The organism is Rhodococcus sp. DT1 (assembly GCF_049844875.1).
GTDB lineage: Bacteria > Actinomycetota > Actinomycetes > Mycobacteriales > Mycobacteriaceae > Rhodococcus.
Map to the genome: position 1 here is coordinate 89,615 of NZ_JBNCLW010000002.1, position 15,720 is coordinate 105,334.

The window sequence follows — 15,720 nt, forward strand, 5'->3', positions numbered from 1 at the left end:
GGAAATCCGTAAAATCGGCGCTATCGTGATGATCTCGTAATCAGTTCGTTATCAGGGGACGACCAAGAGGGATCGCAGCTTTGTCACACACTTCGGAACACCTCGACCACGCCACCCGTGCATCCCACGGCCTCACCACGGCCGCACGTGTCGGCCGTTGGGCAGCCGTGGTCCTCGTGACCGGTGCCGTCACCGCCGGCGGAACCACAGCGGCGAACGCCGCGGGCGGACCGTCCCGCCTGGAGACCGGCCCGGCATGGACGGGCATCGCGACGACCGCACTGTCCACCGCACCCCAGGTCCTGACTGTCCCCGGGTTCGAGTCCACCGACTACGCCGAGAAGTTGCGGCGTGCGTCGGAGCGTGACGCACAGCGGATCGCCGACGAAGCCGCCGCCCTGCAGGCCGAGGCCGATCGTATCGCGCACGAGGAAGCCGATCGGCTCGCCCGCGAGGCAGCCGAACAGGCCGCACGCGAAGAGGCTGCGCGTCGCCCCGCACTGGCGTTCCCCGCCGCGGGCACTCTCACCTCCGGCTTCGGCGCGCGGTGGGGCACCAACCACAACGGCATCGACATCGCCAACTCGATCGGTACCCCCATCGTGTCGGTGACCGACGGTGTCGTGATCGAGACCGGCCCGGCCACGGGATTCGGACTGTGGGTTCGCATCGCTCAGGACGACGGAACGATCGGAGTGTTCGGGCACATCGACCAGTCCCTGGTCTCGGTCGGTCAGCACGTGCGTGCCGGCGACGTGATCGCGACGATGGGTAACCGCGGCCAGTCCACCGGACCGCACCTCCACTACGAAGTGTGGCTGCCCAACGGCGTCAAGACCGACCCCATCCCGTGGTTCCACGCGCGCGGCGTCCCGGTGCCCAGCTCGCACCTCGGCTGACGACACCACGAAAGCCCCCATGTTCGGAAAGAACATGGGGGCTTTCGCGTATCGATCACCAGATTTTCACGCGCTCCGACGGGTCGAGGTAGAGGCCGTCGCCTTCCCGCACGTCGAACGCCCGGTAGAACTCGTCGATGTTCCGGACGACCCCGTTGCACCGGAACTCGGGCGGCGAATGCGGATCGACGGCGAGTCGGCGGAGCGCCTCTTCGTCGCGGACCTTGGTGCGCCACACCTGAGCCCAGCCGAAGAACACGCGCTGCAGTCCGGTCAGCCCGTCGATGACGGGCGCAGGGCGGCCGTCGAGTGCGATCGCGTACGCCTTCAGGGCGATCGAGAGGCCGCCGAGATCGCCGATGTTCTCGCCGATCGTGAACTTCCCGTTGACGTGATGTCCGGGCAATGCCTTCGGCTCGAACGTGTCGTACTGCGCGATCAGTTGTGCGGTGCGCTTACCGAATTCCTCACGATCCGAGTCGGTCCACCAATTCTCGAGGTTTCCGTCCCCGTCGTACTTGGCACCCTGGTCGTCGAATCCGTGTCCGATCTCGTGCCCGATCACCGCACCGATCCCGCCGTAGTTCGCGGCGTCGTCGGCGTGGAGATCGAAGAACGGGGGCTGCAGAATCGCTGCCGGGAAGACGATCTCGTTCATTCCCGGGTTGTAGTAGGCATTGACCGTCTGCGGGGTCATGAACCACTCGTCACGATCGACCGGACCGCCGAGCTTGGCGAGATCGCGGTCGTACTCCGCGGCATACCCGCTGCGGTAGTTGCCGACGAGGTCGTCGGCAGCGATGGACACCGCCGAATAGTCCCGCCACCTGTCCGGATACCCGACCTTGGGGGTGAACTTGTCGAGCTTGCGCAGTGCCGCCCGGCGGGTCTCCGGGCTCATCCACTCGAGGTCGGTGATGCTCTGCCGGTACGCCTCTGTGAGGTTGTCGACGAGCACCTGCATCCGGGTCTTCGCCTCGGCAGGGAAATGCCGCTCGACGTAGATCTTTCCGACGGCCTCACCGAGCAGGTCCTGCACCAGCGACACGCCGCGCTTCCACCGGGCGCGGATCTCCTGAGCGCCGGTGAGTTCGCGTCCGTAGAACGCGAAGTTCTCGTCGACGATTGCCGAGAAAAGGTACGGGGCACGTGCCCGAAGCACCCGCCATGCCGCCCACGCCTTCCAGTCGTCGAGCGACTGGTCGGTCCACAACTGCGTGAACACCTCGAGGAAACTGGGCTGCCGCACGACGATCTCGGACCATTGCCCGGCGGTCGCACCGGTGGCCGTGATCCAGTCTGTCCACTCGAACCCGGGCAGATCGGCGATCAACGATTCGAGCGTGACCAGGTTGTAGGTCAGGTCGGCGTCGCGGCGTGTGACGACATCCCAGTGCCCGGCAGCAAGCGCGGTCTCCAGAGCGACCACCCGCGCAGGGTCGTGGTCGAGGCCGGCGAGGGTGAACATACGGCCGATGTGCCCGGTGTACGAGTCGCGGATGGCGGCGTACCGCTCCTCCCGGTAGTACGACTCGTCGGGAAGGCCGAGTCCGCCCTGCGCGACGTGGATCAGATAACGCTGCGAGTTCTTCGAGTCGGTGTCCACGTAGTGCGCGAGCGCCCCGCTGACACCGACTCGCTGAAGTTCGCCGAGGACCGACGCGAGTGCAGCGCGATCGGGCGCGCCCGCGATCGCAGCGAGTTCCGCGGAGATCGGAGCCATGCCCGCGGCCTCGATCGAATCGATATCCATGAAACTCGCAAACAGGTCACCGATCTTCTGCGCATCGGTGCCGGGTTCGGCGCTCGACGCCGCAGCCTCCTCGATGATCGACCGGACGTCGACCTCGGCTTTGTCGGCGAGCGTGCGGAACGCGCCGTCGAGAGCGCGATCGGCCGGAATCTCGTGTTCGGCGAGCCATCGCCCGCTGACGTGCTCGAACAGGTCGTCCTGGGGCCGGACGTGCTCGTCGACATGTTCGAGATCGATGCCGGAGCGGATCTCCGAATGTGGCGCGATGGTCATGGGCTCCATCCTTACACCGATTCCCCGGGAGGTGCAGACGCCCACCCGAACGCGGAGAACCTCCACGCCCGTGGTGCGCGGCTCCTACGATCGTGCGGGGGACAGCGGTTCGCGACGGTAGCGCTAGGAGCACGGGTGGCATGACCGAGAACGACATACCGGCCACGCAGATGGTGGTCGACCCGCGCTTCATGCCGGTCGCGGATCAGTTCTTCCGGATGTTCTTTTCGCCCGGTCAAGGTGGCGGTGCACTGACGTGTTACCTGCACGGCGAATGCGTTCTCGACATCTGGGCCGGGTGGGCCGCCCGCGACAAGCGGTGGAAACGGGACACGGTGGTGCTGTCCTTCTCGACGGGGAAGGGAGTCGCGAGCACGGTTCTCCACCGCCTCGCCGAGCGAGGGCTCGTCAAGTACGACAGCCCCGTGGCGCAGTACTGGCCGGAGTTCGCCGCCGCGGGCAAGGACGCCATCACCGTTCGCGAGCTGATGTCCCACCGCGCCGGGCTGCACAAGGCGCGGGGACTCGTTCCGGGGCGCTTCGGGTTGCTCGACTCCGAGGCCGTCGCTGCTGCGCTCGCCGCCGCGCCGCCGGACCCGCGTCGCTTGGCCGGACCCGGCTATCACGCCGTCACCTACGGAAACCTCGTTGCGGAGGTAGCGGCGCGCGCGTCCGGGAAATCGTTCGAGGAACTCGTCCGCACCGAAATTGCCGAGCCGCTCGGAATGGATGAGTTCTGGTACCGGGTGCCGCAGGACCAGCGTCATCGCATCGCGCGAGTCTTCCCCAAGATCAATTTTCTGCCCGCCCCGTGGGCCACCGCAGGCGCGGTACTCGCCAGGACACCCGGTCTGCGTGGACTCGCCGAGGCCGGCATGGCCGAGGGATTCGACGAGTTGATGCGAAGCCCCCGGGCGCACGATTCCGTGATGCCGGGCTGGAACGGCGTTTTCACCGCCCGGGCGCTGGCCCGGATGTACGCGGCCCTCGCCTGCGGCGGGGCGATCGACGATGTCCGCTTCCTGGAGGAAGACACCGTCCGGCAGTTGACCGAGGTTCAGACCCGAGGCCGCGATTACGTACTCGGAATCCGGGCCAACTGGCGTCTCGGGTATCACCCGGGCTGGGTTGCCTCGAGGCATCAGCCGCTCCGATCCGTGGGTCACTACGGCTTCGGCGGGTCCGGGGCCTTCGCCGATCCCGAGACGGGACTGTCGGTCGCGTTCGTCACGAATCGGCTGGGTAACACGTTCACGACAATCTCCGACGGGCGTTTCCCCCGCCTCGGCGCGACAGCCGTGGCGGCGGCACGCCGAGCCGGGTGATCACACGGTCCCGGTCCTGGCGACGCCGTACCGCCTAGACGCCGGGGAAGAGCTGAGCGTTCGCGCGGGCACGCACATACACGGTGCCGTCCGCACCGCAGATCACCGTCTCGATCGAGGCGAGGCGGCGCCCGGCGCGGGTTACCTCCGACTTGATCTGCACGGCAGGGCCCGGTGCGGCAGGGGAACGCAGATAGTCGGCACTGATCTGGAGAAGCCGGTATCGGCCGCCGACGCCGGTGAGGGTCTGTGCGGCCAGACCGGACACGATCTCCGCCATCGACATGAGCACGCCGCCGTGGACGGAGGCGATCGGATTGGCCATCCATGCGAGCGGGACGATCTCGCCCTGCACCGTGCCGTGCTCGACGGCGGTGAGGGTCAGTCCCAGTAGTTCCGCCAACGGGCCACGGGGCAAGGTCTCCGCGGCGATACCGGCGACGATCTCGAGACCACCCAGTTCGGCGAGTACGCCGGGGTCCGCGCACGGCCCGGGCTCGGTGCCGGTGGCAGCGGCGTGAGTGACATCCGGCGCGCGAAGTGCGTCGGACGGTGCGCGTCCCACCACGATCGACCGTCCGGTCAGGTGCATCACGGGGTTGCCGTCGTCGTCGAACAGGGTCGCTTCTGCCAGTCCGGTGGTGTCGTCGAAGTAGACGCTGCGGCCACGTCCCGAGACTGCCCCCGTGACGGGGAACGGGTGGGCCGTCGACGCGGTGATCTGGGACATCACGGACTGTGGTCGTTCACCGGTGGCGTGCAACCGCGCGACTGCGACAGCCGCACCCACGGACACGTCGGTGAGCACACCGACCGAGCCGATGGTCGTCTGTCCACGGTGGTCGAGGTAGCGGGGACCGACGGGCTGCGATACCGCTATCTCGTTGTCGCCTGTGATCGACAGGCCGATGCCTGTGAACGTGGTGGGTCGGTCGAGCGGGAACGGCGCCGCGTCGGTGATCATGTCCCCTTCTCTATCAGGGGCACCGATCACCGGGTGTCTCGGGTAGCCGCTGCGCGCGGTCGGGGCACGGTGCGGAAATGTGTCTCAGCTTCGGGTCGTCGGGAACGCCGGCAGGCCGAACCGGGCAAACAGGGCGGTGGTGTCATCGGCGAAGAAGGCCGTGGCATGCGCGACTTTCCCGCCGACAATGTCGAGAACCTGGAGCTGAAAAGGGCGGTGCACGCCGTCCTCCCCGCGCATGTAGAGCCCGAGCGCAGGCTGACCGTTTGCGGTTGTGGGCAGCATGACCTGGTCGCCGGGGCCCTTCGCCGGACAATTGAGCTTGATGAGGGTGACGATGGCGTCGGCGCCCTGGTACCAGCCGTCGAACGGCGGCATCTCCCAGATCGCGTCCTTCGTGAGCATGTCGACGAGCGAGTCGATGTCGTACTTCTCGAACCCTTCGACCCACCGCTCCACGAGGGCCTTGGCCTCCGCGCTCTCGGGTTCGGTCGGCCGATCGGACGTGACCTGAGCATCTTTCAACTGCGCGCGGGCACGCTGGAGCAGACTGTTGACCGCGGCTGTCGACGTGTCGAGCGCCGTGGCAACCTCGGCCGCGCGCCACTGCAGGACATCGCGCAGCAGGAGCACCGCGCGTTGCCGTGCGGACAGATGCTGCAGCGCCGCGACGAAGGCGAGCCGGATCGAATCGCGCGACGCGACGATCGTTGCCGGATCGGACGGATCGTCGGTCCGCCCGTCGTCGGTGTAGGTGCCGGGGATGGGTTCGAGCCAGGGAACCTCTTGGCGGACCACGAGATCGTCTGCGGGGTCGGAGCTGGGCGCACCGAGACCGGTGGGCAGCGGACGGCGTTTCCGACCCTCGAGCGCAGTGAGACAGACGTTGGTCGCGATGCGGTGCAACCATGTGCGCAGCGACGAGCGACCGCCGAAATTGTCGTACCCGCGCCATGCTCGGAGATACGTTTCCTGCACGAGGTCTTCGGCATCGTGGAGCGACCCGCTCATGCGGTAACAATGGGCGAGAAGCTCGCGCCGGAACGGCTCGGCCAGCCCCATGAAATCGGTCTCGTCGGCGACAGCGCCGGGGGGACCGGGGAGAAGTTGTTCTGCCATACCGCACCCACTCCGATTCGTCGGCCCGAACGACTACCCGTCAAAGGGTAGTCGTGGGTACCGACACAGAACACCCTGAGAAATACCCTGAGAAATACCCCGAGAACTCACGTTCGAGCGTTCGTGCCTCTCGATCCTGGGCACCTCTCCGGGTACCGTGCTCACAGCCGCGCCGTCGGGTGCGCGCGTCGGTGAAGGAGTGGGGGCACGCGGTGCAGGATCACACACTGCGCGACCAGGCATCGGAGGTGACCGTGGGGGAGGCGCACCCCTCGCCTCGCGGACCCGTGGGGCCGTGTTCGGGCGGCCCGTCACCCGAGGCCCTGCGGGTCGACCGGCCACCGCTCGACCGATTCGGGCTCGCCGAACTCGGCCGCGCCGTGGTGGTGGGCGTCGTTCTCGTGACGTTCGTGCTGTGGGCGGTACTGCGCTGGGTTGTCCGTCCGCGTGGCCGCGGCGTTGTCGCTGCTGCCGCGCACGGCACGGTCGACGCGTTCGAGCACCTCGGGCCCACTTTCGTGAAGCTCGGCCAGCTGGTCGCCTCGTCGCCGGGGCTGTTCCCGGTCGCTCTCGCGGATGCCTGCCTGCGGATGCTGGACGACGTCCCCACCTTTCCGTCCGCCGAAGCGCGCGCGGTCATCGAAGCGGATCTCGGCCACCCGATCGACGAGATGTTCCTGTCGTTCGAGGACGTGCCGCTCGCCGCGGCTTCCGTCGCGCAGGTACACGGCTGCGTGCTGCGCGACGGACGACGTGCTGTGGTGAAGGTGCAGCGACCGGGGATCGCGCATCGTATGCTCGTCGACCTCCGTGCCGCGTATGTCGGCGCACGAATGTTGCAGGTATTCGAGTTCTTTCGCATCGCGAACACCCCCGCGATCATCCGCGACCTCTACAACGCGACCATGACCGAACTCAACGCCACGGTCGAGGCGGACCGGCAGGACCGGTTCCGGCGCAACATCGCGGCCTTCGGCGACAACAGATTCGTGACGGTCCCCGAGGTGTACTGGGACTGGTGCGGCCCGCGTGTGATCTGCATGGAACGGCTCAGCGGCCGACCGCTCGACCGTGTCGTCCCGGGGCAGGACGGTATCGACACCGCGCTGCTCGTGCGACGGGGAGTGAAGGTGTGGATCGAGGCGGTGCTGTGCCACGGGCCTTTCCACGGGGACGTGCACGCGGGAAATCTCTGGCTCCTCGACGACGGCCGGGTCGCACTGCTCGACTTCGGGATCGTCGGCGAGTTGCCCGAGAAATGGCGCGAGTTGCTCCGCTCGCTGTTCCGGGCCGCACTGCTCGAGGGAGATTTCACCGAGGTGGCCCGCAGTGTGCGGGCGCTGGGTGTCGCGGCGGATCTCGACCTCGACGATGTGGAGGTGGGCCGGCAAGTGGCCGACACCTTCGGGCCGCTGCTCGGCCGGGACATGGGGGAGTTGCGTCTGAGCGAGTTGATAGGCGCTCTCGTGTCGCTCGGCCGCAAATGGAACACCTCGAGCCCCGAGGAACTCGTCCTCTTCGGAAAACAACTCGGGTACTTCGAGCGGTACGCCACGGCGCTCGCGCCCGGATGGGTCCTGGGCCGGGATCCGTTCGTGTTCCGCAACGTCTTCCCCGACGAGGTTCGCATACGAATTGCCGAATCGGGCATGAGCCTGCCCGACTGACCGGACACCGCTCGGGGCCTTTACAGTCGCGTGCCGTGTCCGTAGTTTAACGATCGTTCGACCAAATCACGGTTCGGGCCACCTCGGCGACGGAAGGACCACGACCCCTATGACGACAGCGCAGGACGTCGTACTCAGTGAGCGCAACGGAAACGTCGTCACGTGGACGATCAACCTTCCCGATGCCCGCAACCCGATCTCGGGAGACGACGTCGTCGAGCGCCTCGTGTATCTGGTCGACGAAGCGAACAACGACATCGAGACCCGCGTGGTGGTCCTCACCGGTGCCGGAAGCGCCTTCTCCGCGGGCGGCAACGTCAAGGACATGGACGAGCGCGCCGGAATGTTCGCGGGCGCGCCGCACGCGCTCCGGGAGGGTTACCGCCGCGGCATCCAGCGGCTGCCCAAAGCGATCTACCACTGCGAGGTACCGATCATCGCTGCCGTCAACGGCCCGGCCGTCGGCGCGGGGTGCGACCTGGCGATGATGTGCGACATGCGAATTGCCTCCACGAAGGCGTTCTTCGCCGAAAGTTTTGTCAAGCTCGGCATCATCCCCGGTGACGGCGGCGCGTGGCTGCTGCCCCGCGCGGTCGGTGCTGCCCGCGCCGCCGAAATGGCGTTCACCGGAGATCGCGTGGACGCCGCGACCGCACTCGAATGGGGCATGGTGTCGCAGGTCGTCGAACCCGAAGAACTGCTCGGGGCGGCGAACGCACTGGCCGCTCGGGTCGCGGTCAATCCGCCGAACGCGCTGCGCATGACGAAAAAGCTTCTCCGCGAGGGCCAGCGCGTGGACCTCGATACCCTGCTCGAACTCTCTGCCTCCCTGCAAGCACTGTCACACCACACCCAAGACCACCGTGAGGCCCTCTCCGCGTTCCTCGAACGCCGCCCGGGCAACTTCACGGGTAACTGACCCGCCTCAGCGCCGTTCGAAGGACGCACCATGCAACGCACGATCATGACCGAAGAGCACGAGCAATTCCGGAAGATGTTGCGGGACTTCATCGAAAAGGAAGTCGTTCCGCACCGCGAGGAGTGGGACGAACTCGGACGTCCCCCGCGCGAATTCTTCACCCGGCTCGGTGAACTCGGCGTTCTGGGCATCCAGGTACCCGAGGAGTTCGGTGGGGGCGGAGAATCGAGCTTCGTCTACAACACCATCGTGTTCGAAGAGGTGGCCCGCGCCGGAGTCTCGTTCGGCTCGTATACCGTTCATGCGTGCCTGATCCTGCCGTACCTCCTCGAGTACGCCACCGAGGAGCAGAAGAAGCGCTGGCTTCCGGGCTTCGCGGACGGCTCGATCATGACGGCCATCGCAATGACCGAACCGGGTACCGGCTCCGACCTCGCCAACATCGCGACCACCGCAAAGTTGTCGGACGACGGCTCGCACTACATCGTCAACGGAGCGAAGACCTTCATCACGGGCGGGGTGACAGCCGACCTGATCCTCACGGTGTGCCGGACTTCGCCGTTCGACCCGGAGAACCGTCGAGGGGGACTGTCGATCATCGCCGTGCCCACCGACACCGAAGGATTCTCCGTCGGGCGCAAACTCGACAAGATCGGCCTGCACCAGCAGGACACGGCCGAACTGTCGTACAACGACGTTCGCGTTCCCGTCGAAAACCTTCTCGGCGAGGAGGGTGCCGGCTTCGGATACCTCACCCACAACCTGCCGCAGGAGCGATTGAGTATCGCGCTCAACCAGGTCGGATTCGCCGAAGCCGCGATTGCCCACGCACTCGCGTACACCAGGGACCGCAAAGTTTTCGGGAAGCCGGTCGCCGCGTTCCAGAACACCAAATTCGTCCTCGCCGAGTGCTCCGCGGAGACCCAGGCCGCCCGCGTCTACGTCGACCACTGTCTCGAACTTCTCGACCGCAAGGAACTGAGCGTCGCCGATGCCGCTCGTGCAAAACTGTTCTGCACCGAGGTCGCCGGGCGCGTGATCGACAAGTGTCTCCAATTGCACGGCGGCTACGGGTACATCACCGAGTACCCCATCGCCCGCCTGTACGCGGACACCCGCGTCACCCGAATCTACGGCGGCACCAGCGAAGTGATGAAGACGATCATCTCGAAGGATCTGGGGCTCTAGGGATGTATCCGGGCCGATACGCAGCCGCGGAACCGGATCGGCCCGCCGTGCACGAGGTCGCGACGGGCCGGACGATCACCTACCGTCAGCTCGAGGACTCATCGGTCCGGTTCGCGCATTGGCTCCGCGCCCACGGTGTCGGAGCCGGCGATCATATCGCCGTGTTGTCGGTCAACGACGCCTCGGTATTCGAACTGTACTGGGGAGCATTGCGATCCGGGGCATACATCACGTTCGTCAACTCGCATCTGTCCGCCGCGGAGGCCGGGTACATCGTCGACGACTGTGACGCAACGGTACTGGCGGTCTCGGCGCCACTCGCAACACTCGCCGAAGAGATCGTCGCGCTCACGCCCAAAGTGGCGCACCGGCTCGCCTTCTCCGGTCCGATCACGGGGCACCTCGTGTACGAGGACGAAATTGCGGGATTGCCCACCGAACCACCGGCGGATCAGCCGCGTGGCAGCGACATGCTGTATTCCTCGGGTACCACCGGGAGGCCGAAGGGAATCAAGCCTCCGCTCACCGGCGCCCGGATCGAGGACGAGCCCGGTCCGCCGCTCCTGAAGACGGTGCGCGGCTTCGGCTTCGGCGAAGACTCGGTGTACCTCTCGCCTGCGCCGATCTACCACTCGGCACCCTTGCGCTACAGCGTGTCGACCCAGGCGCTCGGGGGGACCGTAGTGCTCATGGAACGGTTCGAACCGGAACTCGCACTCGACTGCATCGAGCGCTATCGAGTCACCCACAGTCAATGGGTTCCCACTCATTTCGTGCGGCTGCTGAAACTCCCACGCGAGGTGCGTGACCGGTACGACCTGTCGTCGATGCGGTATGCGCTCCACTCCGCGGCGCCGTGCCCGGTCGAGGTCAAACAGGAACTCATGCGGTGGTGGGGTGAGATCGTGTACGAGTACTATTCCGCGACCGAGGCGATCGGCAGTACGGTGGTCACCCCGCAGGAGTGGCTCCGTAAACCCGGATGTGTCGGCCGGACCGGGGGACCGGGCACTCTGGGCCTCGCCCGGATCTGCGACGAAGCCGGTCGGGTGCTCCCGGCAGGAGAGATCGGGACGGTGTACTTCGAGCGCCGGGACTTCTCCTTCGAATACCACAAAGACCCGGTCAAGACCGCGTCCGCCCGACACCCGTTCCGGGAATCCTGGTTTACAACAGGTGATCTCGGATACCTGGACGACGACGATGTCCTGTTCCTCACCGGTCGGGAGAACTTCACGATCATCTCGGGCGGCGTCAATATCTATCCGCAGGAAGTCGAGAGCGTTCTGGCGCTGCACCCCCTCGTTCACGACGTCGCGGTCGTAGGCGTGCCCGATGCCGATCTCGGCGAGCGCGTCGAGGCGTTCGTGCAGCTTTCGGACGTGGTGGACAGTGACGATCCGGAGCGCGAGATCCTCGAGTTCTGCCGGGAACGATTGTCTCGCTTCAAGTGCCCGAGGCAGGTTCGCGTCGTGGGCGGGCTTCCGCGCACACCGACCGGAAAGATGGTCAAAGGTGAACTCCGCGACCTCATCGCGAGGTACGGCGACTCCGGGGTCCCGTCGTGAGAGCACCGTCGGCGAAGCAACGGATATTCATCGAAGCCGGCCGGAGGGAGTTCGTTCGGAACGGGTACGGCTCGTCGTCGATTCGCACGATCGCGCACGAGGCCGGTGTCAGCCTGTCGGCGCTGTACTACCACTACAAGAACAAACAGGAGTTGCTTCTCGCCACGCTGATGGACGGTGTGGACACGTACGACGCCGTGTGCGATGCCGAACTCGCCGAGTCCGGTGACGATGCGACAGAGCAACTGCGCGCTTTCGTGCGGGGTAACGTCGCGTTCCGTACGCAGTTTCCCGATCATGCCCGGATGATCGCCACCGAGGTGCGTAACCTCGAACCGGAAGGCGCGCGACTGTACGAGGAACGACGACGGGCCGGGCGACGCCGGATCCGGGACATCATCGACGCCGGAATCGAGGAGGGTGTGTTCACGACCCGCTACCCCGACGACTGCCGCCGGTCGATCCTGGCGATGACGTCCGCGATCGCGAACTGGTACGACCCCACAGGTCCGGATACACCGCAGGTGATCGCGGAACGATACGCGGAACTGTCCTTGAATCTGCTGTGCCCGGGCGGTGTTCCGGTGCCGGCGAGCAATGGAAGAGATGGACGATGAGCACACGATTGGTGCCGAAAGCCGGACCCGAGGATGCCGCACTGTCCGAACTGCGCGCACGCGTCCGGGCGTTCCTGAAGGAACAGGTCGACGCGGGGACGTTCACGCCCGGTGTCGACACGTGGCTGACGCGGTGGAACACCGAGTTCTCCCGCAGCCTTGCCGCGCAGGGATGGGTCGGCATGACCATTCCGGTCGAGTACGGGGGCCACGGCCGGACGTTCATGGAGCGGTTCGTCGTCACGGAGGAACTTCTTGCGGTCGGTGCTCCGGTGGCGGCGCACTGGGTGGCCGACCGCCAGGCGGCGCCGTCGTTGCTGAAATACGGCACGGAGGAACAGAAGCAGCGGTTTCTCCCCGGGATCGCAGCGGGTGAGATCTGCTGGGCCATCGGCATGTCCGAGCCCGACTCGGGTTCCGACCTCGCCGGTGTCAAGACGAAAGCGACGCAGGTCGACGGCGGCTGGAAGCTCAGCGGAACCAAACTGTGGACCTCGGGCGCCCACCACGCCGATGCGTTCTTCGCGCTGGCGCGCTCCGCCCCGCTCGACCCTGCCCACCGCCACGACGGTCTGAGCCAGTTCATCGTCCTGCTCGACTCCCCCGGCGTGACGATCCGGCCGATCATGTCGATGTCCGGCGACCACCACTTCAACGAGGTGCTCCTCGACGACGTCTTCGTCCCCGACGATCTCGTGCTCGGGACGGTCGGCGCAGGCTGGGAACAGGTGACGAGCGAACTCGGGTACGAACGGAGCGGGCCGGAACGGTTCCTGTCCACCTTCGGTGTGCTGGACGGTCTCGTACGGTCCGTTGCCGACTGTGTTCTCGAGCCCGACACCAGGATCGGTGCCACGATCGCGCGCATGGTGGGCCTGCACCACATGTCCACCGCGGTGTCGGAATCACTCGAGCGTGGTGAGAATGCGGAACTCGCGGCGTCGGTGGTCAAGGTGCTGGGTACCAAGACGGAGGGAGATCTCGCCGACCTCGCCGACGAGATCGCGGGCTACACCGCATCCGACGACCAGCTCCGCCGGCTCGTCCGGGCCGGCGTCATGCAACGGCCGGGCTTCACGCTGCGCGGCGGAACCAGCGAGATCCTGCGCGGGGTCATCGCACGAGGATTGGGAATGCGATGACGGAGTCCCCCGAATTGCGCGATTTCGCGCAGATGCTCTCCGAGGTGTTCACCGCCGGGGACGACCACCGCATCGGAGAGGTCGTCGAATTCGACCGCCCGCTGTGGCAGACCCTCGGCGAACTCGGTCTCGACCGATTGACCGGGAGCGAAACCGACGGTGGCAGCGGCGCGGGCTGGGCCGAGGCGGCGCTGCTTCTCGGTGCCGCGGGTGCTTCCGCGGCCGCGGTACCGGTGGGAGAGAACGACTTGCTCGCAGGGTGGTTGCTCGAACAGGCCGGTCTCGGTGTCGGTCCGGCGGTCCGCACGGCAGCCGTACTCGACGAGAACGGGAGCGCCCGGCACGTGCCGTGGGCACGGTTCGCCGACACGGTCGTCGTACTGTGGCCGGACGCCGACGCGTCCTGGCGGGTCGCGGAGGTTGCCCGCGCTGACCTCGAACTGACCGAATCGGTGAACCTGGCGAGCGAACCACGCGACCACATCCAGGTGGAGACCTCCGAGTTGTCCGGTATCGAGGTACCCCGGACACTCGTCGAGGAGTTCCGGTATCGAGGCGCACTCATCCGGGTCCTCGCGTCGGTCGGTGCGATGGACAGAATCCTCGAACTCGTCGTCGAGCACACCAGCGCGCGCGTGCAATTCGGCCGCGCCATCGGAAAGTTCCAGGCGGTCCAGGCGCTGGTCGCCGACCTCGCCGCGGAATCAGCGCTCGCCCGTGCCGCCACCGATGCCGCTGTCGACGCTGTGGTCGACCACGGATTCGACAGCGCCCGGACCCGGTTCGCCATTGCTGCCGCGGCGTCGTGCAGCGGACACGCGGCAGCGGTGATCGTGCGGAACGCGCATCAGGCTCTGGGCGCGATCGGCTTCACGATGGAGCACGAACTGCACCGCCACGCAAACCGAATCCTCTCCTGGCGCAGTGAGTTCGGAACGGTGGCGTCCTGGGACGCGGAGATCCTGTGCACTGCGGTCGGCTCGGACGAACTCTGGCCGCTCGTCACCGACGGTCCCACCGGCTGACGCGTGGCCCCACGAAAGGACGTCCCCGTGACGAAGAATCGACCGGACCCGTCACACGCGGGGGCAGCGGCCGAACTGCCGCTCGAAGGGCTGACGGTGGTGAGCCTCGAGCAGGCCGTCGCGGCACCTCTCGCTACCCGGCACCTGGCGGATCTGGGCGCCCGGGTGGTGAAGGTCGAACGGGTGGGCGACGGCGATTTCGCGCGCGACTACGACAGTGCGGTGCTAGGCCTCGCCGCGCATTTCGTCTGGCTCAACCGCGGCAAGGAGTCGTTCGCGGTGGATCTGAAGTCCCCGGCCGGTATCGACGCCGTCACGTCACTGATCGCCGGTGCGGACGTGTTCCTCCAGAATCTCGCGCCCGGCGCCGCCGAACGTCTCGGACTCGGCGCCGACATGCTCCGGGCCGGCCACCCGGAACTGGTCGTGGTGAACATGTCCGGGTACGGCGCCGAGGGGCCGATGCGCGACCGTAAGGCCTATGACCTGCTGGTCCAATCGGAGACCGGCCTGTGCTCGATCACGGGGACGCCCGAGACGGCTGTGAAGACGGGAATCCCGACGTCGGACATCGCGGCCGGAATGTACGCGTTGACCGCGATCCAGGCGGCTCTGCTGCGCAGGCATCGCACGGGGGTCGGCGCGACGATCGACGTGTCGATGTTCGATGCGACGGCGGAGTGGCTGGGCTACCCGATGTACCTGCAGATGTACCAGGACCGGCAGGTTCCCCGCATGGGCCTGGCGCACACGTCGATTGCCCCTTACGACAAGTACCCCACGTCGGACGGCGAGATCCTCATCGGTGTGCAGAACGACCGCGGGTGGCGGACGTTGGTGACCGAGGTGCTGGGAATGCCCGAACTGGCACACGATCCGAGGTATTCCACGAACGTCGAACGTGTACGCCGCCGCCACGAGGTCGACAAACTGGTCGGTGACGCGACGAGCTGTTTCGCGAGCGCCGACCTGGACGAGAAGCTCGCGGCGGCCGGCATTCCCGCGGCTCAGCTGCGGGACCTGCGCGGACTCATCGAACACCCGCAGGTCACCGCCCGGGATCGATGGCGTGAGGTGGAAACCGAAGCGGGCGTGGTGCGAGGGCTCCTGCCGCCGATGAACTTCCGGGATGTCGAGCTGCCGATGCGCCCGGTCCCCGCACTCGGCCAGCACACCGACACGGTTCTCGCCGGACTCGGGCTGACGGACGAACAGATCAGGGGGCTGCGCGACGCGGGGATCGTCGGCTGACGGTGCCTGA

General features: G+C 66.8%; 13 protein-coding genes. 10 read left to right on the forward strand and 3 right to left on the reverse strand.

The genetic code is table 11. The annotated features are described in order from the left end of the window. Window positions 1–80 precede the first annotated feature (80 nt). Window positions 81–899: a M23 family metallopeptidase gene (locus ACLQ3J_RS04745; protein WP_169622061.1), complete on the forward strand. Its 819-nt coding sequence runs from the start codon at window positions 81–83 to the stop codon at window positions 897–899. Window positions 900–954: 55 nt separating this feature from the next. On the opposite strand, the gene ACLQ3J_RS04750 is transcribed toward ACLQ3J_RS04745, so the two are convergent. After that, window positions 955–2,925, reverse strand: a complete 1,971-nt coding sequence (locus tag ACLQ3J_RS04750) for a M13 family metallopeptidase (protein WP_378528177.1) — start codon at window positions 2,923–2,925, stop codon at window positions 955–957. A gap of 140 nt (window positions 2,926–3,065) precedes the next feature. Here ACLQ3J_RS04750 and ACLQ3J_RS04755 point away from each other — a divergent pair, with 140 nt between their 5' ends. Then, window positions 3,066–4,250, forward strand: coding sequence for a serine hydrolase domain-containing protein (locus ACLQ3J_RS04755; protein ID WP_422424916.1), 1,185 nt, complete (start codon window positions 3,066–3,068; stop codon window positions 4,248–4,250). Window positions 4,251–4,284: 34 nt separating this feature from the next. Here the strand turns inward: ACLQ3J_RS04755 and ACLQ3J_RS04760 are convergent, their stop codons facing one another. Both ACLQ3J_RS04760 and ACLQ3J_RS04765 read right to left on the reverse strand, forming a co-directional pair. Continuing rightward, a complete protein-coding gene (locus ACLQ3J_RS04760; RefSeq protein WP_425902341.1) occupies window positions 4,285–5,214 on the reverse strand; it encodes a PaaI family thioesterase in 930 nt (309 codons plus the stop codon). A gap of 84 nt (window positions 5,215–5,298) precedes the next feature. Beyond that, on the reverse strand, window positions 5,299–6,333 hold the full coding sequence (locus tag ACLQ3J_RS04765) for a sigma-70 family RNA polymerase sigma factor (protein WP_169622065.1): 1,035 nt from the start codon (window positions 6,331–6,333) through the stop codon (window positions 5,299–5,301). 248 nt (window positions 6,334–6,581) lie between these two features. On the opposite strand from ACLQ3J_RS04765, the gene ACLQ3J_RS04770 reads away from it, so the two are divergent. From ACLQ3J_RS04770 to ACLQ3J_RS04805, 8 genes are all read left to right on the forward strand, one after another. Next, entirely contained in the window at window positions 6,582–8,000 is a 1,419-nt protein-coding gene (locus ACLQ3J_RS04770) for an ABC1 kinase family protein (RefSeq protein ID WP_296550748.1), read from the forward strand. 109 nt (window positions 8,001–8,109) lie between these two features. Beyond that, on the forward strand, window positions 8,110–8,919 hold the full coding sequence (locus tag ACLQ3J_RS04775) for a crotonase/enoyl-CoA hydratase family protein (RefSeq protein WP_169651522.1): 810 nt from the start codon (window positions 8,110–8,112) through the stop codon (window positions 8,917–8,919). Window positions 8,920–8,949: 30 nt separating this feature from the next. Further along, complete coding sequence (locus ACLQ3J_RS04780; protein ID WP_169651521.1) at window positions 8,950–10,107, forward strand: acyl-CoA dehydrogenase family protein; 1,158 nt, start codon at window positions 8,950–8,952, stop codon at window positions 10,105–10,107. 2 nt (window positions 10,108–10,109) lie between these two features. Continuing rightward, entirely contained in the window at window positions 10,110–11,675 is a 1,566-nt protein-coding gene (locus tag ACLQ3J_RS04785) for an AMP-binding protein (RefSeq protein ID WP_425902343.1), read from the forward strand. Then, window positions 11,672–12,292 (forward strand): TetR/AcrR family transcriptional regulator, encoded by a 621-nt coding sequence (locus ACLQ3J_RS04790; RefSeq protein ID WP_169651520.1) that lies wholly within the window; start codon window positions 11,672–11,674, stop codon window positions 12,290–12,292. Before ACLQ3J_RS04785 ends, ACLQ3J_RS04790 begins: the two co-directional genes overlap by 4 nt. Then, window positions 12,289–13,434 carry an acyl-CoA dehydrogenase family protein gene (locus ACLQ3J_RS04795; RefSeq protein WP_169651519.1) on the forward strand — a complete coding sequence of 382 codons (1,146 nt, stop codon included), beginning with the start codon at window positions 12,289–12,291 and terminating at the stop codon, window positions 13,432–13,434. Before ACLQ3J_RS04790 ends, ACLQ3J_RS04795 begins: the two co-directional genes overlap by 4 nt. Then, a complete protein-coding gene (locus ACLQ3J_RS04800; protein WP_296550721.1) occupies window positions 13,431–14,459 on the forward strand; it encodes an acyl-CoA dehydrogenase family protein in 1,029 nt (342 codons plus the stop codon). Before ACLQ3J_RS04795 ends, ACLQ3J_RS04800 begins: the two co-directional genes overlap by 4 nt. Before the next feature lie 27 nt (window positions 14,460–14,486). After that, the gene (locus ACLQ3J_RS04805; protein ID WP_296550722.1) at window positions 14,487–15,710 is read left to right on the forward strand and encodes a CaiB/BaiF CoA transferase family protein; all 1,224 of its coding nucleotides are present in this window, start codon (window positions 14,487–14,489) and stop codon (window positions 15,708–15,710) included. Window positions 15,711–15,720: the final 10 nt, after the last annotated feature.